This is a genomic window from Pantoea sp. EKM10T, assembly GCF_011800685.1.
GTDB classification, from domain to species: domain Bacteria; phylum Pseudomonadota; class Gammaproteobacteria; order Enterobacterales; family Enterobacteriaceae; genus Pantoea; species Pantoea agglomerans.
The window spans coordinates 275,106-297,847 of sequence record NZ_JAALEU010000001.1 but is presented as its reverse complement, the minus strand read 5'-3'; the positions used below and the strand labels follow the sequence as shown (position 1 = coordinate 297,847).

General features: G+C 57.6%; 28 protein-coding genes. 13 read left to right on the top strand and 15 right to left on the bottom strand.

All coding sequences use genetic code 11. The features are described 5' to 3' along the window. Positions 1-68: 68 nt before the first annotated feature. From HFD95_RS01410 to HFD95_RS01370, 9 genes are all read left to right on the top strand, one after another. Positions 69-653 carry a YceI family protein gene (locus tag HFD95_RS01410; protein ID WP_010245067.1) on the top strand — a complete coding sequence of 195 codons (585 nt, stop codon included), beginning with the start codon at positions 69-71 and terminating at the stop codon, positions 651-653. A 457-nt stretch (positions 654-1,110) separates the two neighbouring features. Then, complete coding sequence (locus HFD95_RS01405) at positions 1,111-2,091, top strand: 6-phosphofructokinase (RefSeq protein ID WP_159226411.1); 981 nt, start codon at positions 1,111-1,113, stop codon at positions 2,089-2,091. 10 nt (positions 2,092-2,101) lie between these two features. Beyond that, entirely contained in the window at positions 2,102-2,416 is a 315-nt protein-coding gene (locus tag HFD95_RS01400; RefSeq protein WP_010245062.1) for a PTS sugar transporter subunit IIB, read from the top strand. Beyond that, entirely contained in the window at positions 2,409-3,776 is a 1,368-nt protein-coding gene (locus HFD95_RS01395; protein ID WP_008925155.1) for a PTS sugar transporter subunit IIC, read from the top strand. The genes HFD95_RS01400 and HFD95_RS01395 overlap by 8 nt, the downstream gene beginning before the upstream one ends. Next, positions 3,763-4,605, top strand: a complete 843-nt coding sequence (locus HFD95_RS01390; RefSeq protein WP_045140371.1) for a class II fructose-bisphosphate aldolase — start codon at positions 3,763-3,765, stop codon at positions 4,603-4,605. The genes HFD95_RS01395 and HFD95_RS01390 overlap by 14 nt, the downstream gene beginning before the upstream one ends. Positions 4,606-4,700: 95 nt before the next feature. After that, positions 4,701-4,970: a hypothetical protein gene (locus tag HFD95_RS01385; protein ID WP_010245053.1), complete on the top strand. Its 270-nt coding sequence runs from the start codon at positions 4,701-4,703 to the stop codon at positions 4,968-4,970. Positions 4,971-4,979: 9 nt separating this feature from the next. Next, complete coding sequence (locus HFD95_RS01380; protein ID WP_010245049.1) at positions 4,980-5,417, top strand: PTS sugar transporter subunit IIA; 438 nt, start codon at positions 4,980-4,982, stop codon at positions 5,415-5,417. Then, positions 5,414-6,037 (top strand): ATP-binding protein, encoded by a 624-nt coding sequence (locus tag HFD95_RS01375; protein WP_163851504.1) that lies wholly within the window; start codon positions 5,414-5,416, stop codon positions 6,035-6,037. The genes HFD95_RS01380 and HFD95_RS01375 overlap by 4 nt, the downstream gene beginning before the upstream one ends. Beyond that, a complete protein-coding gene (locus tag HFD95_RS01370; protein ID WP_033779212.1) occupies positions 6,006-6,455 on the top strand; it encodes a thiol-disulfide oxidoreductase DCC family protein in 450 nt (149 codons plus the stop codon). The genes HFD95_RS01375 and HFD95_RS01370 overlap by 32 nt, the downstream gene beginning before the upstream one ends. Here the strand turns inward: HFD95_RS01370 and HFD95_RS01365 are convergent. Beyond that, a complete protein-coding gene (locus HFD95_RS01365; protein ID WP_010670118.1) occupies positions 6,442-7,380 on the bottom strand; it encodes a zinc-binding alcohol dehydrogenase family protein in 939 nt (312 codons plus the stop codon). The two genes, HFD95_RS01370 and HFD95_RS01365, sit on opposite strands and share 14 nt — an antisense overlap. Positions 7,381-7,453: 73 nt before the next feature. On the opposite strand from HFD95_RS01365, the gene HFD95_RS01360 reads away from it, so the two are divergent. Further along, positions 7,454-7,945 (top strand): MarR family winged helix-turn-helix transcriptional regulator, encoded by a 492-nt coding sequence (locus HFD95_RS01360; RefSeq protein WP_010670119.1) that lies wholly within the window; start codon positions 7,454-7,456, stop codon positions 7,943-7,945. Between the two features lie 14 nt (positions 7,946-7,959). Then, on the top strand, positions 7,960-8,859 hold the full coding sequence (locus HFD95_RS01355; RefSeq protein WP_010670120.1) for a LysR family transcriptional regulator: 900 nt from the start codon (positions 7,960-7,962) through the stop codon (positions 8,857-8,859). Here the strand turns inward: HFD95_RS01355 and HFD95_RS01350 are convergent. From HFD95_RS01350 to HFD95_RS01330, 5 genes are all read right to left on the bottom strand, one after another. After that, positions 8,834-9,643 (bottom strand): substrate-binding domain-containing protein, encoded by an 810-nt coding sequence (locus HFD95_RS01350; protein WP_033757594.1) that lies wholly within the window; start codon positions 9,641-9,643, stop codon positions 8,834-8,836. The genes HFD95_RS01355 and HFD95_RS01350 overlap by 26 nt on opposite strands. Positions 9,644-9,653: 10 nt before the next feature. Then, positions 9,654-10,961, bottom strand: coding sequence for an MFS transporter (locus tag HFD95_RS01345; protein ID WP_088234226.1), 1,308 nt, complete (start codon positions 10,959-10,961; stop codon positions 9,654-9,656). 323 nt (positions 10,962-11,284) lie between these two features. Next, positions 11,285-11,995, bottom strand: coding sequence for a helix-turn-helix transcriptional regulator (locus HFD95_RS01340; RefSeq protein WP_033757596.1), 711 nt, complete (start codon positions 11,993-11,995; stop codon positions 11,285-11,287). 4 nt (positions 11,996-11,999) lie between these two features. Then, positions 12,000-12,383 carry an amino acid-binding protein gene (locus HFD95_RS01335; protein ID WP_010245033.1) on the bottom strand — a complete coding sequence of 128 codons (384 nt, stop codon included), beginning with the start codon at positions 12,381-12,383 and terminating at the stop codon, positions 12,000-12,002. 1 nt (position 12,384) lies between these two features. Beyond that, positions 12,385-12,699, bottom strand: coding sequence for an antibiotic biosynthesis monooxygenase (locus tag HFD95_RS01330; protein WP_010245030.1), 315 nt, complete (start codon positions 12,697-12,699; stop codon positions 12,385-12,387). A 125-nt stretch (positions 12,700-12,824) separates the two neighbouring features. Here HFD95_RS01330 and HFD95_RS01325 point away from each other — a divergent pair, with 125 nt between their 5' ends. Beyond that, complete coding sequence (locus tag HFD95_RS01325; RefSeq protein WP_045140363.1) at positions 12,825-13,718, top strand: dihydrodipicolinate synthase family protein; 894 nt, start codon at positions 12,825-12,827, stop codon at positions 13,716-13,718. Between the two features lie 19 nt (positions 13,719-13,737). Here HFD95_RS01325 and HFD95_RS01320 read toward each other — a convergent pair whose 3' ends face one another. The 3 genes from HFD95_RS01320 to HFD95_RS01310 form a co-directional block, all read right to left on the bottom strand. Next, positions 13,738-14,232 (bottom strand): ATP-binding protein, encoded by a 495-nt coding sequence (locus HFD95_RS01320; protein WP_033757601.1) that lies wholly within the window; start codon positions 14,230-14,232, stop codon positions 13,738-13,740. A 321-nt stretch (positions 14,233-14,553) separates the two neighbouring features. After that, the gene (locus HFD95_RS01315; RefSeq protein ID WP_064691309.1) at positions 14,554-14,793 is read right to left on the bottom strand and encodes a hypothetical protein; all 240 of its coding nucleotides are present in this window, start codon (positions 14,791-14,793) and stop codon (positions 14,554-14,556) included. A gap of 266 nt (positions 14,794-15,059) precedes the next feature. Continuing rightward, positions 15,060-15,389, bottom strand: coding sequence for a cupin domain-containing protein (locus HFD95_RS01310; RefSeq protein WP_163639383.1), 330 nt, complete (start codon positions 15,387-15,389; stop codon positions 15,060-15,062). 139 nt (positions 15,390-15,528) lie between these two features. Between HFD95_RS01310 and HFD95_RS01305 the strand changes: the two genes are divergently transcribed. Next, the gene (locus tag HFD95_RS01305) at positions 15,529-16,167 is read left to right on the top strand and encodes an RpiB/LacA/LacB family sugar-phosphate isomerase (RefSeq protein ID WP_003853539.1); all 639 of its coding nucleotides are present in this window, start codon (positions 15,529-15,531) and stop codon (positions 16,165-16,167) included. Positions 16,168-16,237: 70 nt separating this feature from the next. Here the strand turns inward: HFD95_RS01305 and HFD95_RS01300 are convergent, their stop codons facing one another. The 6 genes from HFD95_RS01300 to HFD95_RS01275 form a co-directional block, all read right to left on the bottom strand. Next, complete coding sequence (locus tag HFD95_RS01300) at positions 16,238-17,002, bottom strand: ABC transporter ATP-binding protein (protein WP_010245009.1); 765 nt, start codon at positions 17,000-17,002, stop codon at positions 16,238-16,240. Positions 17,003-17,011: 9 nt separating this feature from the next. Beyond that, positions 17,012-17,878 carry an ABC transporter ATP-binding protein gene (locus HFD95_RS01295; protein ID WP_010245006.1) on the bottom strand — a complete coding sequence of 289 codons (867 nt, stop codon included), beginning with the start codon at positions 17,876-17,878 and terminating at the stop codon, positions 17,012-17,014. Continuing rightward, positions 17,850-18,755, bottom strand: coding sequence for an ABC transporter permease (locus HFD95_RS01290; protein ID WP_167429734.1), 906 nt, complete (start codon positions 18,753-18,755; stop codon positions 17,850-17,852). Before HFD95_RS01290 ends, HFD95_RS01295 begins: the two co-directional genes overlap by 29 nt. After that, on the bottom strand, positions 18,752-19,783 hold the full coding sequence (locus HFD95_RS01285) for an ABC transporter permease (protein WP_010245000.1): 1,032 nt from the start codon (positions 19,781-19,783) through the stop codon (positions 18,752-18,754). The genes HFD95_RS01290 and HFD95_RS01285 overlap by 4 nt, the downstream gene beginning before the upstream one ends. Beyond that, positions 19,780-21,411, bottom strand: a complete 1,632-nt coding sequence (locus HFD95_RS01280; protein WP_167429733.1) for an ABC transporter substrate-binding protein — start codon at positions 21,409-21,411, stop codon at positions 19,780-19,782. The genes HFD95_RS01285 and HFD95_RS01280 overlap by 4 nt, the downstream gene beginning before the upstream one ends. A gap of 123 nt (positions 21,412-21,534) precedes the next feature. Beyond that, positions 21,535-22,689 carry a mandelate racemase family protein gene (locus HFD95_RS01275; RefSeq protein ID WP_010244993.1) on the bottom strand — a complete coding sequence of 385 codons (1,155 nt, stop codon included), beginning with the start codon at positions 22,687-22,689 and terminating at the stop codon, positions 21,535-21,537. Between the last annotated feature and the right edge of the window lie 53 nt (positions 22,690-22,742).

The following is a 22,742-nucleotide window of genomic DNA, read 5'->3' as shown; positions in this document are numbered from 1 at the left end:
CTCTTCACTGTCTATTCCGGGCGAACTGGACCACACTCAATTCACTTTGTCCGCATAAGGAATTGACCGTGAAAAACTTCAAACGTATTGCACTGCCCCTGTTAGCCGCTGCCACCCTCTACGCCCCGTTGTCTCAGGCTGAGGCGATGCACTACCAGCTGAATCCTGAGCATACGTCGGTAATTGTTGCCTGGAACCACTTCGGCTTCTCAAACCCTACCGCTGATATCCCTGATGCAACCGGTAACCTGGTGTTTGATAAAGATCATCCAGAGGCATCACGCGTTGACGTGACCCTGCCAGTCAGCAAAATCGACAGCCACGTGGCTGCGCTGACCAAAGAATTCAAAGGCGCTGAGTACTTCGACACCGCTAAATATCCGACTGCGACCTTCCACAGCACCAAAGTGGTGGCGAAGGGCGACAACAAATTTGATGTTGAAGGCAACCTGACCCTGAAAGGGATCACCAAGCCAGTTACGCTGCACGCGACGCTGAACAAGCAGGGCGAGCATCCGATGGTGAAAAAGCAGGCGATTGGTTTTGATGCCACCGGCACCATCAAGCGTTCTGACTTTAAGCTGGACAAATATGTCCCAGCGGTAAGCGACGAGGTCACTCTGACTCTGTCTACTGAAGCCTACGCCAAGTAAGCTTTTTGGGACGTAGCGGCTTGCTGCTACGCCCCTTATTCGTTTTTTCTGCGCCTTCTTCCCCTCTGAAATCTATTCTGCCCGCCTGTTTCTCTGCCATAAAATAATCCGGATATCTCCTCATCAACTATTTTCTGAACGCTTTATCTGGCCCGGAACCGGGAAAATGAGGCGAAAGTCACAAATTTGCAACAGCACGGAATAAGCCACTCAGTGCCGCTGTGTGGCGAAATAAAATTCAGATGCCTTCTGAACTAACCCTTTGATTTATATCGTTTCGCTCTAATCTGCCTTCCCGCAAATAGTGTGATTTTGATCTCATAAACCGCCGTTCAGACACCCCTGTCAATAACCCCGCCCAAAAAATACCGCTCGTAACTGTGATCTCCTCTGCAAATAGCAACCCCACGAACCGGAAGAATGGCCCTCAGCAGATTAAGACAGCGAGGTGAGGGAAATGCGAATTGGAATGGTGATTAGTGGCGGTGATGTAACCGGCATTAATAATTTTGTCTTCCAGTTAGGGCGTCTGACGCAGGCGGAGATCGTGATATTTGATGGTGGTATTCCCGGCCTGCTGGCAAATAACCATCGTGATATCAGCCAGCGTGATCTGCTCGACTTTTCCATCGCCCCGATTCCGGTTATGCAATCGGGACGCACGCAAAAGAAACTGGTGCGCAGCGAATATGAATGTATTGCCCGCCAGCTGAAAATCGCCCGTATTGAAGTGTTAATTATGGCGGGCGGTGACGGGTCGCTGCAATTTCTCCATACCCTGTCGGAGTCTGGCGTTAATTGTTTCGGTGTCGGCATGACTATCGATAATGATGTCTTCGGCAGTGATTACACCCTGGGTTTTTCCACCGCCTGCGAGCAGGTATTAAAAGAGGTCGCGAAACTGCGGAATACCGGGCGCGCCTTACCTGGCCGGGTATTTATGCTGGAGTTACTCGGCGGTTACTGCGGCGAATTAACCCTGCAGTCGGCGATTAAATCCAACGCGGACATTGCGCTGATCCCGGAGTGCCAGATTCCTTTGCCACAGCTGGCGCAGCGCATCACCCAGCGACTGGCAGAACAGAACAGCGTGATCATTCTCTGTTCAGAAGGCTACACCCGCGAATATTCGCCCGGTTTTCAGGGGGCTATCGACACCTTAATCAAACAGCTTGAGCCGCTTATTGGCGTACGCGTCCGTAAAACTATCCTCGGTTACGGGCTGCGGAATGGTGATCCCACCTGCGAAGAGATTTATCAGGGCACCATTATGGCCAGTGAAGTGGTGCGTTGTATTCAGTCAGGCATGCGGAATAAAGCGGTCATTATTAACGGCAGCAATAAACCGATTCCGATTGATTTAATAAGCATGCAAAAACGCCTGGTCGATATTGACGGGCACCATTACAAACTCGCTAAACAACTCAATATATTGTGAGGAGAAAACCATGCTGAAAATATTATGTGTCTGTGGTTGTGGCTTAGGATCCAGTTTTGCGATTGAGATGAGCGCAAAAGCGGTTTTAAAAAAACTGGAGATTGAGGCCGATATCGATCACACCACCATTTCAGAAGCGAATGCCTTTAAGTCGGACATGATTCTGACGCAAAAAGCCTTTGCCGATGTGTTAAATGCCGACGCCAGTCCGGAACAGATTAAGCGGGTCATTATTCTTAACCGACTCACCGATAAAGCGGAAATAGAGCAGAAGATCCTGGCCTTTTTAAAAGAACGCAACGTAAAGGTCGCCGCCCATGAATAGTGTGATCGACTTCCTGGTAAAAGATCTGCTGGGGCAGGCGTCTATTCTGATCGCCTTTATTGCCCTGATTGGTCTGCTGCTGCAAAAGAAATCCGCAGGCAAGGTGGTGGAAGGCACCTTTAAAACCCTGCTCGGTTTTTTAATTATGATGGCGGGTATCAATATTATTGTGGGAACCCTGACGTTCCTCAATACCATTTTTACCCACGGCTTTGGCATGCGCGGCTATATCACCGATGTTGCCGCCATTGCCGGGCTGGCTAACCGTGAGCTGGGGTCTGAAGTGGCACTGACGCTGCTGGTGATCTTTATCGTCAATATCATCATCGCGCGACTGACGCCCTTTAAGTACATCTTCCTCACCGGCCAGGCCCTGCTGTGGATGGCGACGATTGGCGCGGTGATTGGCTATAAAGCGGGGCTGACCGGTCTGCCGCTGATCCTGACCGGCGGTATCTTTGGCGGGATCATGGCCGTGGTGATGCCTGCGCTGGCGCAGCCGGTGGTACGGCGTATTACCGATTCGGACGACGTTGCCCTGGGTCACTTCTGCACCATTGGTTATCTGGTCACTGCGGCGGTCGCCAAAGTGGTCGGCAAAGGATCGCGATCCACTGAAGATCTTAAGCTGCCCGATAACTTCAAGTTTCTGCAGGATACCTATCTGTCGATGGCGCTGGTGATGGTGCCGATGTACCTGATCCCCGCCGTGGCGGCCGGTCCGGCGTTTATCGCCCAGTACAGCAACGGCATGAACTACCTGATGTACGCCTTTATGCAGTCGATTCAGTTCGTGGCCGGAGTCTTTGTGCTCTACAGCGGCGTTCGTCTATTGCTGAACGAGCTGGTGCCTGCCTTCCGCGGTATCGCCATGCGTGTCGTGCCGGATGCCAAACCGGCGCTGGACTGCCCGGTGATGTTTCCCTATGCCCCGAACGCGGTGATTGTTGGCTTTCTCGCCACCACGCTCGGCTCAATTGTCGGCATGCTCGTCTTCCCGATGTTTGGTCTGGCGATGATCCTGCCTGGCCTGCTGACCAACTTCTTTGCCGGTGGCACCGCCGGGGTATTTGGTAATGCCATGGGCGGACGGCGCGGCGCGATGATCGGCGGCTTCGTCCACGGCCTCTTTATCACCATTCTGCCCGCCATCCTGGTGCCGATGCTGGAGAGCTATGGCTTCACCGGTGTGACCTTCAGTGACTCAGATGTCATCAGTACCGGCCTGGTGCTCGGCCACGCCTTCCAGAATAACTGGCTGTTCGTCGCCCTGTTTATTGCCTTTGTTACCGCGCTTGCCTGGTTTGTTAATGGCAAATCCACAAAACCTCAAGAGGAAAAAATCCATGAAACTTTATAACTTCGCCGATCTGTTACAGCTGGCTAAACAGCGCGACTTTAAAGCGGTGGGTTCTTTTAATCTTCACTGCCTGGAGATGCTGCCCGCCTATTTTAAAGCGGCAGAGAAAACCAATAGTCCGTTAATGATTCAGATCTCCACCGGTACGGCGAAATATCTCGGCCATAAATTACTGGTCGATGCCATTAAATCGCTGTCAGAGAGCAAAAATGTCCCGACCTGTCTGCATCTCGATCACTGTTCCGATTTAGCGGCAATTCAGACAGCGATTGATGCCGGATTCAGTTCCGTGATGTATGACGGGTCCCATCTGTCAATTGAGGAGAATATTGCCAATACCCGCCGGGTGATCGATATGGCGCGTCCGCACGATGTTTCGGTAGAAGCGGAGCTGGGCGCGATTGGCGGCTCGGAAGATGGTAAATGTGTGGAGATGGAGGCGATTGCGTTTACGCCGGTGGAAGATGCGCGCCGCTTTGTCGAAGAGACCGGCGTCGATATGCTGGCGATCTCCATCGGCACCGTGCATGGGCTTTACACCGGTAAAGCGCATATTCAGCATCAGCGGCTGGCAGATATCACGGCGGCAACCCACACGCCACTGGTGCTGCACGGCGGCACCGGCGTCAGCGATGAAGATATGCGGCTGGCGGTCAGCAGCGGTATTGAGAAGGTCAATGTCGGCACCGAAATGAATGTTCAGTGGGTGGCGCAGTGCAAATCGACCTTTGAAAAAGGCAAGGTCAATGACAGCGTGCGTAATTTCCTGGTGCCGGCCAATGATGCGGTAACCAGTGTGCTGGTAGAGAAGATGCAGCTATTCCGGTAATCGCCCGTTTCGCCATCACCGGCTTATTGCGTCAAACCTTTTATAATTACCTATTAATCTGAGCCACCCCGACATGCTACGGGGCAGGAGAGCCTATGTTTGGATTCTTAAAAAAGTCTCCGGCTGTGGAACAACCCAGCGAGCAGCAGCAGGATCATCTGGCGGAATTAAGTCGCGAGAAAATAACGCAACTGGAGCAGCAGCTGGCTATTAATCCGCGTGATGGCGAAACGCAAAAACAATTAATGCTGGAATATAACCGGGCATTAAGCTTATTTGCGAAAAGCCGTCGCTATCGCAATGAAATTGATGCGCTGTTTGTCAAAATCGATGAATTACGCAATGTGGTTCGCCAGTCGATTTAAGGAGAGCTGATGACGATTAAGCAGTTATTGCAAGAGGCAAACGCTATTCAGATTGGTATCGACGCCACGGACTGGCGTCAGGTTATCGCGCTGGCTGCCGAACCCCTGGTCAGTGGCGGCTATCTCGATGCCTCTTATCCTGATGCGGTCATCGCCAATACGCTGGCCCATGGCGCTTACTACGTGTTTGAGGAGGGGATCGCCATTCCCCATGCGCGACCGGACGCGGGGGTGATCCGCGACTGTTTCAGTATGATTCTGTTAAATGAGCCGATCTCGTTTGAGGGCAGTGATAAAGCGGACATTGTGATTATGTTTGGCGCGCGTGACAGCAATGCGCATATAGAAGAGGGGATCCGCGCGATTGTGTCGCTGCTGGAAGATGAGGAAACGCTGGTCCGGTTACGTCAGGCCAGCAGTGTCGCGGAGGTCATCGATATCTTATGACGCAAAACATCCCCCCCAAACGCGTGGTGCTGGTTAACGGTATTCCGGCATCGGGTAAAAGCACCCTGACGCGCGTGCTGTCACAACACTTTGGCTGGCCGGTGCTGACGCTCGATAGCCTGAAAGAGCCGTTTATGCACGCTTTTGCGCCGGTCGATCGCCAGCGTAACCGGCAACTGGGCTGCGCGGCCTATCAGGCGATCTGGAACATCGTCGCGCAGGCTCCCGCCAGTCAGATCTGGCTGATCGACGCCTGGTTTGGGTTCCAGCCCCGTACGCTGCTGGAGCAGGGACTGAAACAGGCGGGCGTCGAAGAGGTGCTGGAGCTGTGGCTGAAGATTGAGCCGGAGGTGGCGGTGGCGCGCTATCAGGCGCGGCTGTCGCAGCGGCTGCCGGGCCATCCAGGGGCTGAGTATCTGCCGGAACTGCGCCAGCTGGCACAACAGGCCACTCCGATGGCGCTGGGCCAGGTGTATGAGGTTGATGCCTGCGCCCAGGATCACGCTGCCGTCATTCACTGGCTGCAGCAGCAACTGACCAGAACCCGCTACACTTCAGTTCATCATCAGAGGAGTGAGGAGTTGCAGGATGTCGTCGCCCCCTTATCTGCAAACCGGTGAAAGCGCCGTGCTCTACGACGGTGTCTGTAAGCTGTGCAACGGCTGGGTTCAGTTCCTGCTGCGTCACCATCTGGCGCGGCAGGTCCGTTTTGCCTCAGTGCAGAGCGAGCAGGGCAAAGCGCTGCTGCGCTGGGCCGGACTGCCGGAAGAGAACATCAGCACCATTGTCTACATTGCCGATAACCAGCACTGGCTGCGGGCACAAGCAGTGTTCCGCGTGATGCAGCACCTGCCGGCCCCGTGGCGCGGGCTGGCGGTGCTGCGCCACTTTCCCGACGCGATCAGTAATTTTGCCTATGACCGCATCGCGTTAAACCGCTATAAGCTGTTTGGGCGTTACAGCGCCCAGCACGCTATCCAACCCGATTATCCTGGTCGATTTCTGCATGAGGTGGAGCAGACGGTCACGGAAGGGTAAATACCGTCCGGCAACGGCTGTCGTCGCTCTGCCATTCCTCCGCGATATCACTTAATGGACGCGACCGGAAAGGAATGGTAAAACCGTGCGGTCCGGCGGCCTGCAGCATTTCCCCTATTGAGGCGATCAGTTCACGGTCTGGCACACTGCCCAGCCCGCTTCCCATCAGTGTTAGCCCGGATGAGCGCAGCAGCTTACTGTGCAGGGAAATCTCCTGCCCGCTCAGCGAACCAATCTGCACAAAGCGCACGATTTTTTCGCCACCCCGAACCGCCGCAGTCATGATCGCCAGTGCGCTCTCACCCCACAGATAATCCAGTACTACATCAACGCCCTCTGCCATCAGGGCGGGGAGTTCGGTGGGCAGCGCATCCAGCGTCAGAGTGATATCAGCACCCTCATTGTGCAACTGCTGCAGCGTTTCTCTGTTACGGCCGGTGGCAATGATTTTGCCTGCACCCAGCGCGCGGGCAATGCGGATCGCCAGGCGACCCGAAGTGCCGGTCGCGCCATTGATCAGCACGGTCTCGCCGGGGCGAAGTGCGGCCCGACGGGTCAGCGCTGTCCAGGAGGACATGCCCGGATTCGCGAGAGCTGCTGCCAGCACCGGATCAAGGCCAGAAGGCAGTGGGATGATGTGTTCTCTACTGACCACCGTCCGCTCGGCCATACTGCCCGAGGCGGAGTCAAAAGCCAGAAAGTAGACAGCCTCGCCGTTGTCGAGGTAGCCCGTTCCGTCAATGCCCGGAATAAACGGGAATTGCGAAACGGCGCTGTAGTGGTTGCCCGCCGCCCGGGCTTTCGCCAGCTGGCTGAGTGCTGCGGCTCTGACGGTGATCCGCTGCTGATGCTCACCGGCCTGGGGTTCCGGTCTGTCACCGTAGTGAGGTTTTGCGCCTGCCTGATCGATTATCGCTGCTTTCATGGTTGGTCTGCCTTCTGTCTGGGAGTTATTAGGTGTAAAGTACACACATTATTCCTGCCTCAGGATGGCGTCAATGAAAAGTGTGCAAAATACACATAAATACGATGCGCTGCATAATTGTCTGCTGACGATTGCAGGCGCGCTTAACCGCCCCCAGCGCGATATGGCGATGATTAAAGCGGCGGGTATTGAACTGGATCGGGCGCTGTTTCCGCTGCTGGTTCAGGTCAGCCGGTTCGGGCCGATCGGCGTAGGCGAACTGGCCGATCGGGTGGGGCGTGACTACAGCACGGTCAGCCGTCAGGTGGCGAAACTGGAGGAAACCGGGCTGGTCGTGCGGCAGAAAAATCAGCAGGACAAAAGGATTAACGAGGCAGCCATTACCGCAGATGGCCGGGCGATGACCGATAAAATCGATGCGCAGCGCGTGCAGGTCTATCAGCGCGTTTTCCGGCACTGGCCGGACAGCGATCGCGAGGCGCTGGAGCAACTGCTCAGCAGATTTGTTACCGATTTTACCCTCACGGAAGGTGACGAAAATGATGACAAGCATGATGCGGTTTAAGGGAAGAGGGATTTATGCCGGTTAATTTCGATCTAAACGATCTCTACGCGTTTCGCGCGCTGGTGGAGTTTGGCAATTTTCGCCTGGCGGCAGAATCGATCTGTCTCTCACAGTCGGCGCTGAGCCGCCGGATAGATAAGCTGGAAACCTCGCTGGGGATCAAACTGTTTGAGCGTACCACGCGCCGCGTCACGCTGACGCTGAAGGGGCATGCGTTTGCTCAGCGCTCGGATAAGTTGCTGGCTGATTTTGAGGAGGTTATGGCCGATCTCAGTGAGGTGAGCTTAGCCCGCACGGGACTGATTACCGTGGCCTGCGTGCCGTCAGCCGCCTACTATTTTATGCCCAACATTATCCGGCTGTTTCAGGCGCGCTATCCCCGCGTACGAGTCAAACTGATCGACAGCAGTGCGGCTAACGTTTATGACGCGGTGATTGGCGGTCAGGCCGACTTTGGCATCAGTTTTTCCAGCCGCTCGCAGCCGGATGTGCATTTCCAGCCGCTGATGGATGATCCCTACGTGGCGGCCTGTCGGCGTGACCATCCTATAGCTGGCAAAAAGAGTCTGAGCTGGCAGGCGTTTTATCAGTATGAATGGGTCGGGCTGGATAAAACCTCCGGCAATCGCAACCTGCTGGATCAGGCGCTGCAGGCGATCATGCCGGAGAAACCCTGTATCTGTGAAACCCGGCACGTCACCACCATGCTGGGGATGGTTGAGGCGGGGCTGGGCATTGCTGCCGTCCCCGCCATGTCGATGCCTGGCTACGATCACGCCCTGCTGATGGCGGTTCCATTGACCGATCCGCAGGTGAAACGCACCGTGGGTCTGCTACGTAAAAATGGCCGGTCGCTGTCGCATATTGCGGGCGAACTGGAGAACCTGATTATTGAACAGTATCAGCGTCTCTGACCGGTTTAGACGCTTTCACGGTGTGCAGTCCGCTGGCGTGCACCGCCTGTTGTGCCTCAGAGGAGGCGAGCCAGCGCAGCAGCTTAGCCGCCTCATCCGGCTGCGCTGACTTGCGCACCACGGCACCGGCGAAGCGGGTGGTGTATTGCAGCTTGTCCGGCAGTTCGCCAATAAAAGTAACGCCCGGCACCGGCAGCAGCTCACTGACCTGCTGAAAGCCGATAGCGTATTTACCGGCCGCGACCTCTGAGGCCACCGGGATGCGCTCAACCTTCACCGCTTTCCCCTTAACCTGATCTTCAATGCCCAGGCGGCTGAACAGCTGGCTGCTGACATACTTACCGCTGGCGCTGTCAGAGTAGGCGATGGAGCTGGCGTTCAGCAGAGCAGTACGCAGCGCGCTTTCGCTGCCGATCTTAACCGGCGTGGCACCCTGTTTGATCACCGCGCCGATGCGGGAGTCTGCCAGCTCAACCCGTGTACCCGGCAGCGTCTCGCCCTGCTTTTGCAGATCGCTTAGCGCATCGCCGACCATAATCACCACATCGGCCGGTTCACCACGCGCCAGTCGGGCCGGAATCGCCTGCGGGGTTTTGCCCATAGACGGACCGGCGACGGTGTTGATAGTGATCCCTTCACGCTGGGCGAAGCGGGGCGAGAGCGTATCCCACGCTGCTTTAAACCCGCCGGAGATCATCACCGTCAGCTCTTTTGCCTGCGCCGTGGCGCTGCCCGCCACGCTGAACAGCAGAGCAGCGTAAAGCGACATCGTTTTCAGTTTCATTTTACGTTCCTCAGCTAACGGTTTCATGGGCAGGCGATACGGCACTGCGTGTACGACGATAGAGATAAAGTGTTGCCCCCAGGGCGCAGACTGCTGCAAAACTCATCCAGTAGCCTGGCGAGGCTTTATCGCCGGTCATCTCAATCAGGCCGGTTGACATCACCGGCGTAAATCCGCCAAACAGCGCAGTTGCCAGGCTATAGGCCAGCGAGAAGCCCGCCACGCGCACTTCCGCTGGCATGATTTCAGTCAGCGCCGGGATCATCGCGCCGTTGTAGAGACCATAGATCATTGAAAGCCACAGCAGCACGCCCAGCATCATCGAGAAGCCCGGTGCGGCGGCCAGCATGCTCAGAGCCGGATAGGTGGTGACTATTGCCAGCAGGGTCATGGCGACCAGCACAGGCTTACGGCCAAAGCGGTCGGAGATCGCGCCGCCAATCGGCAGCCAGATAAAGTTCGACACCGCCACCAGCAACGTCACCAGCAGGCTGTCAGAGGCGCTGAGCAATAGCACTTTCTTGCCAAAGGTCGGCGCGTAAACCGTAATCAGGTAAAACGCAGTCGTGGTCATTGCTACCATCAGCATCCCGGCAATCACCACCTGCCAGTTGGCGAGCAGGATGCGGAACACCTGCTTCACATCGGGATGGCTGCGACGGTTGTTGAACTCCTGGGTCTCTTCCAGCTTGCGACGCAGCACGAAAATAAACGGCACAATCAGGCAGCCAAACAGGAACGGAATGCGCCAGCCCCATTCACGAATGGCGCTCTCTTCCAGCACCGCGTTGAGGATAAAGCCCATCGCCGCCGCCACCATAATCGCGACCTGCTGACTGCCTGACTGCCAGCTGGTGTAGAAGCCCTTGCGGCCTGGTGTGGCAATCTCTGCGAGATAGACCGACACGCCGCCCAGCTCTGCACCGGCGGAGAAGCCCTGCAGCAGCCGACCGATCAGCACCAGCAGCGGCGCCCACAGGCCAATACTCTGGTAAGAGGGGATCAGCACGATCATAAAGGTGCCTGCTGCCATGATGGAGAGCGTGACGATCAGCCCTTTACGACGGCCAACCTTATCGATGTACGCCCCCAGCACTACCGCGCCAATCGGGCGCATCAGGAACCCTGCGCCAAACACGGCAAAGGTCATCATCAGTGAGGCGAACTCACTGCTGGCCGGGAAAAAGGTATGGGCGATATAGGTGGCATAGAAACCGAACAGGAAGAAGTCGAACTGTTCGAGAAAGTTGCCTGAGGTAACACGGAATATTGCGCCAATCCTGGCGCGGTGAGTCATGGGTGAGGTTGTCTGCATCAGTAGCTCCAGTAAGGTATGACGCTTTTTGCCGCGCCTGTCACTGAAGAGTGGATCAGCGCCCGGCGCTAAATAAGTGCAAAAAGGGCATCAATTAATGTGCCAGCCGCATGATTGCCAGGCGTTATCACTTAAAATTATTTTGATTCAATGGGTTAAGTGGCGGGGTGGTTTTTTTGTGCCTGTTAGTGGGTTTGAGATGAGTTTGCGGAAATGTGACAGATTTCATAAGCGTGTTGCAGGCGAATAGGGGGAATCTGGCTTGTCTGAGGCCATCAGCGCAGAGTCTGGCGGCAAAGAGGGTTCAGAACGCAGGCAGCAAGGCGTCAGGGAAAGGTTATGCCAAAAATCTGATGTAAATGTCGGACGCCCGCTACGGTAAACACCACTTCACGGTAGCCAGGCTGCCGGGTTAGCCAGCCTTGCGTTTCAAAGGCACTCAGCAGCGCTGCACCCGCGTAGCCGCCGAGATGGAACCGGCGCTCACTCCAGTCGAGACAGCCACAGCAGGCTCTGCGGCGTCCGGGCTGTGACAGATCAATCTGCAACGCCGCAAACTGCTGCAGACCCAACAGGGTGACAGCGCTGCCTTCCGGCGTGATCCAGCCCTGTTGCGCCATTGCGGCATAGATCTGCACCGCAATCTCACCGGCCAGATGGTCGTAACAGGTGCGGGCGGAGCGAAGTGATGTTGGGGTGGTGCTCGCCGGCGCGGCAATCCGTCGCCAGGACACGCCCATCATGTTCTCAATCAGCGTAGCGATGTCACTGCCGGTCAGTCGGTAATAACGGTGACGCCCCTGCGCCACGCAGACGATCAAGCCGCTGGTGATCAACCGGTTCAGATGGGCGCTGGCGGTTGAGGGCGCCACGTCGGTGACGGCACTGAGTTCGGTGGCGGTCCAGGCGCGTCCATCCATCAGCGCGGACAGCATCTTCACCCGTGACGGATCGGCCATTGCGGCGGCGACGCCCACAATCGCATTCTCAAGTGCTTCGCTATCGTCAGGTGCGTTATGCGGTTGTGGAGTTGCCATCAGATTACAGTGCCCATTCTGTGGTCAGCCCGGCGGCTGATCGATTGTTATCGGTAATCAGGATCAGCTGGTTAGCGTGATCGCTGTATTGCACCAGGATGTTGATTCCGGCATCGGCAAGGCGTGCAGTGATCGCCCCCAGCTCGCCGGGACGCTGTTGCGGTAACCTGCGAATAAGCGGGACGTTAACTGCCTCGACGGCGATACCTTCTGCTTCAAGCACGGCCCGCGCCCGTTCGCCTTCCTCAACCAGAAAATGAGCGTGGCTCTGTTCACCAAAGGAGAACAGGCCGCCGCCTTCCAGGCCAATCCCATGACGGCCCAGCAGCGTGGTGAGCCGGGAAAGTGTGCCTGGACTATTTTGCAGGATGACATGAATATCGAACATGTTAATTTACTCCCTGTTGTGAGGCATATTCTCTGATCAGCGTGACGATGCGAAGACGGTAACCGGCAAAAAGGGTCTCGCGGCCTTCACGCTGTGCGGCCTGGTGACAGAGGTTGCGCTTCCAGGCCAGCACCGATTCTTCATCGCGCCACCAGGAGAGCGAGAGAATTTTTTTCTCATCGGTCAGGCTTTGAAAGCGCTCAAGAGAGATAAACCCGCTGTTTTGCATCAGCAGCGGTTTAAGGTCGGCAGCCAGTTGCAGGTAACGCATCTGGTGTTCGGGTCGGGCTTCGGCTTCAAATAGTACGGCAATCATCGCTATCCTCCTTTGGGTGATAGCGCAAAAATAGCGGGCGGGGCGGGTTGATGCTTCGGCCGGTAACGAAATATGGCTGCAGGGGCGACCTCCAGCCGGTGCAATCTTGTAATGGAGCAGATGATATGTTCAGCGGACTCAGTGCGTTCCCCCTTACTCCCTTTGCGGCAGGCAAGCCCGATGAGGCGGCTTTTTTGCGGCTGCTGCGCAGGCTGACTGATGCAAAAGTCGATTCCCTTGGCGTGCTGGGGTCCACCGGCAGCTACGCCTATCTCACCCGCGCGCAGCGCAGGCGTATCGCAGAACTGGCGGTGGAACATGCAGAGTCGATTCCGGTGATGATCTGCATTGGTGCGGTGGGCACTGACGAGGTGCTGGCGCTGGCGGAGGACGCGCAACAGGCGGGCGCGGCCGCGTTATTGCTGCCGCCGCTGGGTTATCAGACGTTGAATGAAGATGAGGTGTTCACGCTTTTCGAGACCGTGACGCGACACGCCTCGGTGCCAGTCTGTATCTATGACAATCCCGGCACCACCCATTTTACGTTTTCCGATGCGCTGCTGAGCCGGATCGCCGCACTTTCCGGTGTCGGGTCAGTGAAAATTCCTGGTGTACCGGCGGAGCAATCTGCGGCTAACGATCGCCTCGCTCAGCTGCGCGGCACGCTGCCAGATTCCGTATCGATTGGCGTCAGTGGCGATGCTTCTGCCGCCAACGGGCTGATTGCGGGCTGTGATGGCTGGTATTCGGTGTGCGGTGGGCTCTTTCCGCGCGTTGCAAAAGCGATGACCGAAGCGGCGGCCGCAGGCGACCATCAGAGCGTCAGGGCGCAGTCCGATCGCCTGCAGCCGTTATGGGCGCTGTTCCGCCAGCATGGCGGCAGTTTCCGGGTGATCAGCGCCGCGGCGGGGCTGCTGGGATTGACCGAACGCGACTGCCTGCCGCGCCCGCTGCAGCCGCTCTCCGATGCGCACTGCCAGCAGATTGCTGACGTGCTCGCGGCACTCGACCTCTCTTAAGATCCCGCGCCAGAAGGCATTAACCGTGGCGCACCAGGTTAAAGCCTTCTTCCTCCTGCGGCGCTTCGAAATAGCGGGTAATCAGCGCGAACTGCTCGTCCGTTGCGGCAAAGGCGTGTTCGCCGCCCTGATTTCGGGCGTGCAGGCGCGATTTACACAGCGCATCCGGTACGTCCAGATAATGCAGGCGATGGTCGGCAGAGGATGCCTTAATCACCGACATCATCCAGTCGCGATTCGCCCGGGTGTTGGCAGGAAAATCGAGCACCACCGACACCCCTGCGTTAAGCAGCGCGACCAGATGAGGCGTCATCGCCTTTCTGAGTTTTGCCGCATAGCGCACGTAATCGGCCACCGACTGCATCTCCTCCTTATAGAGCGCGGCGAGCCACTGATCCTCGCTGATCACCACGCAACCGGGGGCGGCGCTCAGCTCAGCCGCCAGCGTCGATTTCCCGGAGGCAATTTTTCCACACAGCAGATGCAGCGTGGCGGGGGCAAAAGTCATGGTCATATCACTCCTGTGTCAGCCTGATAGTGAACCGCGCGCATTACGCGAAGGGAAAGTAAAGCAGGTCTCGCCGAAGCGGGATTCAGGCTAACAAAACAGGGGAGAGATAAGCAATGAGAGGCAAAAAGTTGCTGGTGAGTAAAACCCGGTTTACCGCGCGTAACAGTCTCTGCTGCTGCGGGCGTTACTGCATTCAGAAAAAACCGCGGCTTTCGCTGGGCATGTTGACACGCCTGAACGGGGAAGTGCGGTCAGGCGTTGAGTGCAATATCAGATACGCTTTCAGAAAGGGGGGAATTGGCGCTGAACAGCTGGCAACTGACTTCATTTTTGTGCCATCAGCAACGTCAGCAGTTCGCGGCAGCATGCCTCTTCTTCTGCACTGTCTGCGGATGCCAGATGGCGCAGCAGTTCCATACAGCTTTTTTCCTTGCCCGCTTCCAGTAACTCTTCGATCAGAAAGTTGAGTTTGTCCTGTTCAGACACCGCAAACGATGAACTAAACTCATTTTTGATCGGGCCACTGTGATTCACCGGCAACGTGAGGGTGTTTTGCATTGGCATAGTATTGTCCTGTTTCGGGTTAAAAAATGTTCTGCTGTTGCTATTAAACTTATACAACGATCCGGAATTTGTACAGAAATCTGCCCGATTGATTTTCAGGACGAAGCTAAGCGCAGCGCGGTTGCGGCGTAAATGTCAGCTAATCATTAAGTTAGCGGGAGAAGGAATTTCAGAAAAATTCTGCGGGCCTGAAGCAGGATGCGGAGGCGGGAAAAACCAGGTCAGTCCTGCGTCAGGTCAACAGGCGGCCCACCGGGCCGCCTGCACTATTTAGCGGTCAGGAAATCTTCGCGCTGCGGTGTAAACGTATCCAGTAACGTGCCCGCCTCAAGACAGACACAGCCATGAACCACATTGGGCGCTTTGTAGAGCGTATCTCCTGCGCCCACCTCACGCGTTTCACCATTGATGGTGAAGGCAAAACGTCCGCTCAGCACATAGGTCAGCTGCTCGTGGGGATGGTGATGCAGCGGGCCGACAGCCTCTTTCTCAAAAAACACTTCTACCGCCATCATAGTGCCGCCGTATGCCAGCACGCGGCGGGTCACGCCGTTGCCCAGATCTTCCAGTGGTCGATCTTTATGGTAGATAAACATCGCAATCCTCCTGCGGTTGCCCCTGCTGCGGTGACCGTTTTGTGATGGATCTCACAGCACTCGGGTGAATTAGTTTATGCACTTTAGTGGTTTTTCACTAAAATGAAACGGTGTTTCAATTAATTTATAAGGGTAGATCATGAAAATCGCGTTAATGATGGAAAACAGCCAGGCCGCTAAAAACGTTACCGTGCTGAAAGAACTGGAAGGCGTCGCACAGCCGCTGGGCCATCAGGTATTCAACGTCGGTATGAGCGATGAGCAGGATCACCACCTGACCTATATTCACCTCGGCATTCAGGCCAGCGTGTTGCTCAACAGCCAGGCCGTGGATTTCGTGGTCGCGGGTTGCGGCACCGGGCAGGGCGCGCTGATGTCGCTTAACATTCACCCGGGCGTCGTCTGCGGCTACTGTATCGATCCGGCGGATGCCTACCTGTTTGCCCAGATCAACAACGGTAATGCCTTATCTCTGCCGTTCGCCAAAGGCTTTGGCTGGGGCGCTGAACTTAACCTGCGCTTTATCTTTGAAAAAGCCTTCACCGGCGAGAAGGGCAATGGCTATCCGCCAGAGCGTAAAGAGCCGCAGGTGCGTAATGCCGGTCTGCTGAATCAGGTCAAAGCTGCCGTGATCAAAGAGAACTACCTCGACACGCTGCGCGCCATCGACCCTGAACTGGTGCGTACTGCCGTTAGTGGCCCACGTTTCCAGCAGTGTCTGTTTGAGCATGGCAAAAATCAGGAAATCGTCGCTTTTGTGCGTCAGCTGACCCACTAACGCATCCGGGGTCATAAGGCCGGTCTGACCGGCCTTTTTTTATTCTCTCTTTTCCGACATCAGCTGAACGTCAGCTCTGCTGCGCCAGCGCCGGATTGTAATGACGACTCGCCTCTACCAGCATCCGGGTGTAGGGCATCGCGGCCCGGTCGGCCACCAGCGTCGGCACATCCAGCGTCTCCAGCACTTTGCCCTGTTGCATAACCGCTACGCGATGGCAGAGGTGCGCCACCACGCCGAGATCGTGCGTCACCATCAGATAGGTCAGGTTCTCCTGCTGCTGCAGATCGCTGAGCAGATTGAGGATCTCCGCCTGCACTGAAACATCCAGCGCGGAGGTCGGTTCATCCAGCAGCAGCACGCGCGGCTCTAAAATCAGCGCCCGGGCAATCGCCACGCGCTGACGCTGACCACCGGAAAGCTGGTGCGGATAACGCGTCTGCCAGGCGCGATTCAGCCCGACCTTATCCAGCATCGCCACGACGCGCTGCTGGCGCTGCCCGATACCCTGAATCTGTAATGGCTCTTCAAGGATATCGCCCAGCGTGTGGCGCGGATGCAGCGAGCCATAAGGGTCCTGAAACACCATCTGCACCTGACGGCAGCGCGCCCGATCGATGCGGTGCGCCAGCGGCTGGCCATCAATGGTCAGCTCTCCCTGCCAGTGATTAAACAGGCCCGCCAGACACTTCAGCACCGTGGTTTTGCCCGAGCCCGACTCACCGACCAGCCCGAAGATTTCACCCTGTTTAACCTGCAGGCTGACGTCGAACAGCACCTGATTACGGCGACCCTCTTCACCAAAACTCAGGTTGAGATTTTTCACCTCAATCATCGTAACTCCTTAGTCAGTTAGCCAGCTGGCGTGACGTTGTAACACCGGCAGACGCGTGCGCCGCCGATCAAGGTCGGGCAGTGCTGCCAGCAGTCCCTGAGTATAGGGATGCTGCGCGCGGTCAAGTTCGCTGGCGGCCAGCGACTCCACCACGCGCCCGGCATACATCACCAGCACCCGATCGCAGAAGCTACGCACCAGATTGATATCGTGACTGATAAAAATCAGTCCCAGACCGCGCGCTTTCACCAGATCATCCAGCAGCGCAAGCACCTGCAGGCGAACCGAGACATCCAGCGCAGAGGTGGGCTCATCGGCAATCACCAGTTCCGGCTCGGTGATCAGCATCATGGCGATCATCACGCGCTGCCCCTGGCCGCCGGAAATCTCATGGGGATAGAGCTGATATACCCGTTCAGGATCGCGGATCTGCACCTCCTCCAGCATCGCCAGCGCCCGCTGACGTGCCGCCGATTTCTGGCCGCGATGGTGACTGCGCCAGGCTTCGGCAATCTGTTCGCCAACCCGGATCACCGGATTCAGTGAATATTTCGGGTCCTGCATAATCATCGAGATGCGTTTGCCACGAATGGCGCGCATCTCTGCCGGGCTGGCGTGCAGCAGGTCGATATCGCCAAACTGCATCCGGCTCGCCTCAATGCGCGCCTTAGCCGGATGCAGCTGCAGCAGGGCGCGACCCACGGTCGATTTACCGGAGCCGGACTCACCGACAATCGCCAGCTTCTCCTGACCGAGCTGAAAGGAGACGCCACGCACCGCCGGGGTTATCTGGCGTCCGTTAACAAAGTTCACGTGCAAATCGCGCACGTCGAGCAACGGCGAGGCGTTACTCACTGCGGGGATCGAGCAGGTCACGTAGGCCATCTCCTAAGAAGTTAAATGCCAGGCTATTAATCAGGATCGCCAGACCGGGAACGGTCACCACCCACCAGCACTCCAGCATGTAGGTGCGGCCACTGGCGATCATCGCGCCCCATTCCGGATCCGGCGGCTGCGCGCCCAGCCCGAGAAACCCCAGCCCGGCGGCGGTGAGGATAATGCCCGCCATGTTCATGGTGATGCGGATGATCACCGACGGCAGGCAGAGCGGAATAATGTGCTTCCAGAGCACCCGCAACGGCGACGCGCCCTGTAAGCGCACCGCCGAGATAAAGTCCGCCTGACGCAGCGACAGCGTTTCAGCGCGGGCCAGACGGGCTATGGGTGGCCAGGCAGTGAGCGTAATCGCGATCACCACATGCTCCAGACCCGGCCCCAGCGCGGCAACAAAGGCCAGTGCCAGTACCAGGCTCGGGAAGGAGATAAAGATATCGGTGACGCGCATCAGCACGCCGTCGACTTTGCCGCCAAAATAACCGGCGGTGACGCCCAGCAGCAGGCCCAGCGGCCCGACGGTGATCGATACCAGCAGCACGATGTAGAGCGTGATGCGTGCGCCCCACACCAGGCGACTGAAGATATCCCGGCCAAACTCGTCGGTGCCGAACCAGTGGGCCGCGCCGGGAGGCGTCAGCGCATTGTTCAGATCCTGAACCAGCGGGTGATACGGCGCGATCCAGGGCGCAAACAGCGCCACGATGCAGAGCAGCAGCACAATACCGCCACCAATTGCGGTCAGGGGATTACAGGCCATGCGCCAGAGGAAATAGCCGCAGCGGGCAGCAAAACGCTGACAGCGCACCAGCCGCTCACGGGAATGACTCACAGACGCAGCGTCAAAAGAGATCGTCATACTTTGGTCCTCGGATCGAACACCTGATAGAGCAGGTCGGAGATCAGGTTAAGCAGCACAAAAATCAGACCCACCACCAGCACACAGCCCATCACCGCATTCATATCGCCCAGCATCAGGCTGCCGGTGAGGTAGGAGCCAAAGCCGGGCCAGGAGAAGACGGTTTCAATCAGCACCGCGCCCTCCAGCAGCGAGCCATAGGCCAGCGCCACCACGGTCAGCAGCTGTACCAGGATATTGCGGAAGGCGTGCTGCCAGATCACCTGCCATTCGGTCAGGCCTTTGACCCGCGCGGTCAGAATGAACTCCTGCGACAGCTGCGCGAGCATAAAGCTGCGCGTCATGCGGCTGATATAGGCCATGGAGTGAAAGCCGAGCAGCGAGGCGGGCAGCACCAGATGATTCAGCGCATTCCAGAACACCTGACTGTTGCCCGCCAGCAGGGCGTCAATCAGCATAAAGCCGGTGCGACGTGGCACGATGCCATCCAGGCTGAAGTCCACCCGACCTGCGCCGCCGACCCAGCCGAGATGGGCATAGAACAGCAGCAGGCCAATCATGCCGACCCAGAAGATTGGGGTGGAGTAACCGGCCAGGCTGAGCATCCGCACCACATAGTCGATGACGCTGTTGCGACGCGCCGCCGCCAGCACCCCCAGCGGCACGCCCAGTCCTGCGCCAATCACAATCGCCAGCGTGGCCAGCTCTACGGTTGCCGGAAAGACGCGCACAATGTCATGCACCACCGGCTGACCGGTGAGCAGCGCATGGCCGAGATCGCCATGCAGCAGCGCGTTAAGGTAGATGCCAAACTGTACCCACAGCGGTTTATCAAAGCCGAGCTGGTGATAAACCTGCTGATAGGTGGCCTGATCGGCGTCGGGGCCGACAATCGCCAGCACCGGATCCAGCGGCATCACCCGGCCAATAAAAAAGGTCAGTAGCAGCAGGCCGAACAGGGTAATCACTACCTGCACCGCGCGATGGCTGATGCGGCGGCACTGAGTTCGGGTCAGGGTCAGGATCATAGGGTGCCTCCCGCTTTGGCTTCAGGGGTTTTCCAGACATCGCGGAGGAAGGTGGTCGCTGAGGGATGCGGCTGATAAGCCTGCACCCGGTTGCTGACCACCACGGAGTCGAGCATTTGTGAAATCGGCATCAGTGCATGCACCAGCTGGTCATAGCGCTGCTGGATGGCGTAATAGGCCTGCTGCTGGCGGGTTTTGTCGCGCTCCACCAGCGCCTGATCGATCATGCTGTTGAGCTGCGCGTCGTAGAAACCGGTGCGCCAGCCCTGGAAGTTGGTCAGCCGGGCGCTGTCAGCATTATTCGGGTTATAGACCAGCGCGCGCAGGCTGGAGTGGGGATGCGGCTCCACGCCGCTGCCGCCGCGCCCGACCAGCAGACTGAACTGGCGATCGCGCATCGCGCCATAGATCTGGTTACCGGTGCCAGTGATGATTTTTGCGCGGATCCCGCCCTGGAGCAGCGTCGACTGCACGGCGATGGCGATGTTCAGAAAGGGCTGATCGGCCAGCACCCGCAGCGTGGTGTCGAAGCCGTCCGGATAACCCGCTTCAGCCAGCAGTGCGCGGGCGCGCGGCACATCGAGCCGGTAACCGGGATCGGGCAGCGTGGCGGGCATGCCAGCCTGAATCGGGCGCTGATGCAGCTCGCCATAGCCGGTCATCAGGCTTTTATTGATGCCCTGATAATCGACCAGGTAGCGTACCGCCTCCCGCACTTTGATATTGTCGAAGTGCGGATCTTTCATGCTCATCGCCAGGTAGTAGATCGTTCCTTTTCTTACCGCATCAATGGTGAGGTCGGGGTCGTGCCGCAGGGCGCGCACGTCGGGGATCGCCATGTTGCTGGCGATATCCAGATCGCCTTTCTCCATCATCAGCCGCAGGGTCTGCGACTCCTGCAGATGGCGGAACACCACCCGCGACATCTTCGCCTCGCCGCGCCAGTAATCGGTCGCACGACTCATGCGCAGCACATCTTTTGCCTGCCATACATCCAGCCGGAACGGGCCGGAGCCCGCTTCATGGGTCGTGAGCCAGCGGTTGCCCCAGTCGCCATCCACCTCATGCTGCTGCACGGTTTTGCTGTCCAGCACCACCATGCTGCCCAGCGCCGCCAGCGAGTAGATCACCAGTTGCGGATCGTTAGGTCTGGGCAGGGTGATCACCAGCGTGTGGTCGTCGGGCGCGGTAATCATCTGGTCTACATTGTCGCGGCTGAAACCGTACGATTTCCACACCGACGCCTGCGCCAGGTTCAGATGCAGCACCCGTCGCATCGACCAGACTGCATCGGCGCTGGTCAGCGGATTGCCGGAGTGAAACCTGACGTTGTCGCGCAGGTGAAAAGTCAGGGTGCGGTTATCCGGACTGACTGACCAGCGTTCCGCCAGCGCCGGGCGCACCTCGGTGAGTTGCTGCGGGTTCAGCTCGACCAGTCCGTCATAGAGATTTACGACAATGCCGACCACTTCGTTGCCGGTCATAGCGGCCGGATCCAGGGTGAGCAGGTTATTCATATTCATGCCGACGATCAGCTGGTCATCCGGGGTCTTTGCCTGGATTGACGCGCTGCCCGTCAGCACCAGCAGCGTGATCAGCCACGCGCCACATCGTTGTGTCAGGGTCATAGGTAAAGTCCAGCAGGTCAGAGGTTTTCCCGTTTACGACTCTGCCTGCTGCGGGCCACCGGGATGGCCGGCAGCAGGTGGGCGACGGGGTTATTATTGTTTGCCGTACTTCGGTAGTGCGATTTACCAGCGGTTCAGCGTGTGCGTCTCAATCCAGCTGAAGTTAATATCCTCACCCAGCCCGCTGCGGGTGGGCAGGGTGACAAATCCCTGATCGTCCATCGGGTCGATCAGGCTGTTGAGGTAGGCGGGCGGTGTTTCATAATCCAGGAAGGGATGCAGCAGGCCGCGCTCATACCAGCGGCAGTTACGGATCGCTCCGACCACCGCCAGGCTGGCCGCACCGTTGCCATGCACTTCGCAATCCATACCAAAGGCTTCAGCCAGATTCGCCACTTTCAGGGTGGGCGAGATGCCGCCTACGCCATTGGCACCGGCTCGCAGAATGTCGCAGGCTCCGGCACGCACCCAGTCGGCGCGGCTGTGATGTTTACCGCCCAGGCTCTCCGGACCAAGCACGTCGATAGAGAGGTTTTCGGCCAGCCAGGCGTAAGAGGCCATGCTCTCTTCCTCCATCGGCTCCTCGAACCAGGCGAAATTAAGCTTTTCCAGCGCCTTGCCGATGGTCAGCGCGTCACTGCGGCTGTACCAGTGGTAGCCATCCAGCATCAGCGCGATATCGGGGCCCACCGCTTCACGCACCGCCGCGCAGGCTTTGATATCCATCGCCGGGCTGGGGGCGAAGGAGACCGGCGGCATCCAGGTGTGCAGCTTGATCGCCTGATACCCGCGTGCCACCAGCTTTTCCGCGAACTGCGCATACTCATCCGGCGTTGATAATCCACCGCTCAGCTCGTCACCACACATGGTGCTGCCGTAAGCCGGGATCTTCTCGCGATAGCCGCCCAGCAGTTTATGGACAGGCTGTTTCAGCTTCCGTCCAATCAGATCCCACAATGCCTGCTCTACAGCGGAGAGCGCCCGCTCGGTGAGCTGATGGGCGCTGCCGCGCTGCCAGTGCACCAGATCCTGCCAGAGACGCTCCCGGTCAAAGGCGTTCTGACCGATCAGCACTTTGCGGAAAAAGGCATTAACCACATGGGATCGCACCACTTCCGGCGGCGCAAAGGCGTAACCACAGTCGCCTTCCTCGCTGGTCAGGGTCAGTAGCGCCATCTGCGCATCATTTTCCGGGCCAGGATGGGAGTGTCCGGCGCTGTCGGCGCAGCGTTGGGTGGGATAGGTAAAAAGGGTGACATCAATGGCGCTGATCTTCACGGTTAAGCTCCTGTGGCAGTCTGTCCTGATGAATTATTAAAACGCTGTTTCAT

Excerpts from the sequence above, each read along its gene's own strand:
- HFD95_RS01350 (WP_033757594.1), bottom strand. The coding sequence starts at position 9,643 with ATGAAACTGAAAACGATGTCGCTTTACGCTGCTCTGCTGTTCAGCGTG.
- HFD95_RS01365 (WP_010670118.1), bottom strand. The coding sequence starts at position 7,380 with ATGAAAGCAGCGATAATCGATCAGGCAGGCGCAAAACCTCACTACGGT.
- HFD95_RS01375 (WP_163851504.1), top strand. The coding sequence starts at position 5,414 with ATGACGCAAAACATCCCCCCCAAACGCGTGGTGCTGGTTAACGGTATT.
- HFD95_RS01320 (WP_033757601.1), bottom strand. The coding sequence starts at position 14,232 with ATGACCATGACTTTTGCCCCCGCCACGCTGCATCTGCTGTGTGGAAAA.
- HFD95_RS01390 (WP_045140371.1), top strand. The coding sequence starts at position 3,763 with ATGAAACTTTATAACTTCGCCGATCTGTTACAGCTGGCTAAACAGCGC.
- HFD95_RS01325 (WP_045140363.1), top strand. The coding sequence starts at position 12,825 with ATGTTCAGCGGACTCAGTGCGTTCCCCCTTACTCCCTTTGCGGCAGGC.
- HFD95_RS01360 (WP_010670119.1), top strand. The coding sequence starts at position 7,454 with ATGAAAAGTGTGCAAAATACACATAAATACGATGCGCTGCATAATTGT.
- HFD95_RS01355 (WP_010670120.1), top strand. The coding sequence starts at position 7,960 with ATGCCGGTTAATTTCGATCTAAACGATCTCTACGCGTTTCGCGCGCTG.
- HFD95_RS01300 (WP_010245009.1), bottom strand. The coding sequence starts at position 17,002 with ATGATTGAGGTGAAAAATCTCAACCTGAGTTTTGGTGAAGAGGGTCGC.
- HFD95_RS01380 (WP_010245049.1), top strand. The coding sequence starts at position 4,980 with ATGACGATTAAGCAGTTATTGCAAGAGGCAAACGCTATTCAGATTGGT.
- HFD95_RS01400 (WP_010245062.1), top strand. The coding sequence starts at position 2,102 with ATGCTGAAAATATTATGTGTCTGTGGTTGTGGCTTAGGATCCAGTTTT.
- HFD95_RS01385 (WP_010245053.1), top strand. The coding sequence starts at position 4,701 with ATGTTTGGATTCTTAAAAAAGTCTCCGGCTGTGGAACAACCCAGCGAG.
- HFD95_RS01330 (WP_010245030.1), bottom strand. The coding sequence starts at position 12,699 with ATGATTGCCGTACTATTTGAAGCCGAAGCCCGACCCGAACACCAGATG.
- HFD95_RS01290 (WP_167429734.1), bottom strand. The coding sequence starts at position 18,755 with ATGACGATCTCTTTTGACGCTGCGTCTGTGAGTCATTCCCGTGAGCGG.
- HFD95_RS01405 (WP_159226411.1), top strand. The coding sequence starts at position 1,111 with ATGCGAATTGGAATGGTGATTAGTGGCGGTGATGTAACCGGCATTAAT.
- HFD95_RS01335 (WP_010245033.1), bottom strand. The coding sequence starts at position 12,383 with ATGTTCGATATTCATGTCATCCTGCAAAATAGTCCAGGCACACTTTCC.
- HFD95_RS01315 (WP_064691309.1), bottom strand. The coding sequence starts at position 14,793 with ATGCCAATGCAAAACACCCTCACGTTGCCGGTGAATCACAGTGGCCCG.
- HFD95_RS01285 (WP_010245000.1), bottom strand. The coding sequence starts at position 19,783 with ATGATCCTGACCCTGACCCGAACTCAGTGCCGCCGCATCAGCCATCGC.
- HFD95_RS01340 (WP_033757596.1), bottom strand. The coding sequence starts at position 11,995 with ATGGCAACTCCACAACCGCATAACGCACCTGACGATAGCGAAGCACTT.
- HFD95_RS01310 (WP_163639383.1), bottom strand. The coding sequence starts at position 15,389 with ATGTTTATCTACCATAAAGATCGACCACTGGAAGATCTGGGCAACGGC.
- HFD95_RS01395 (WP_008925155.1), top strand. The coding sequence starts at position 2,409 with ATGAATAGTGTGATCGACTTCCTGGTAAAAGATCTGCTGGGGCAGGCG.
- HFD95_RS01280 (WP_167429733.1), bottom strand. The coding sequence starts at position 21,411 with ATGACCCTGACACAACGATGTGGCGCGTGGCTGATCACGCTGCTGGTG.
- HFD95_RS01370 (WP_033779212.1), top strand. The coding sequence starts at position 6,006 with ATGTCGTCGCCCCCTTATCTGCAAACCGGTGAAAGCGCCGTGCTCTAC.
- HFD95_RS01305 (WP_003853539.1), top strand. The coding sequence starts at position 15,529 with ATGAAAATCGCGTTAATGATGGAAAACAGCCAGGCCGCTAAAAACGTT.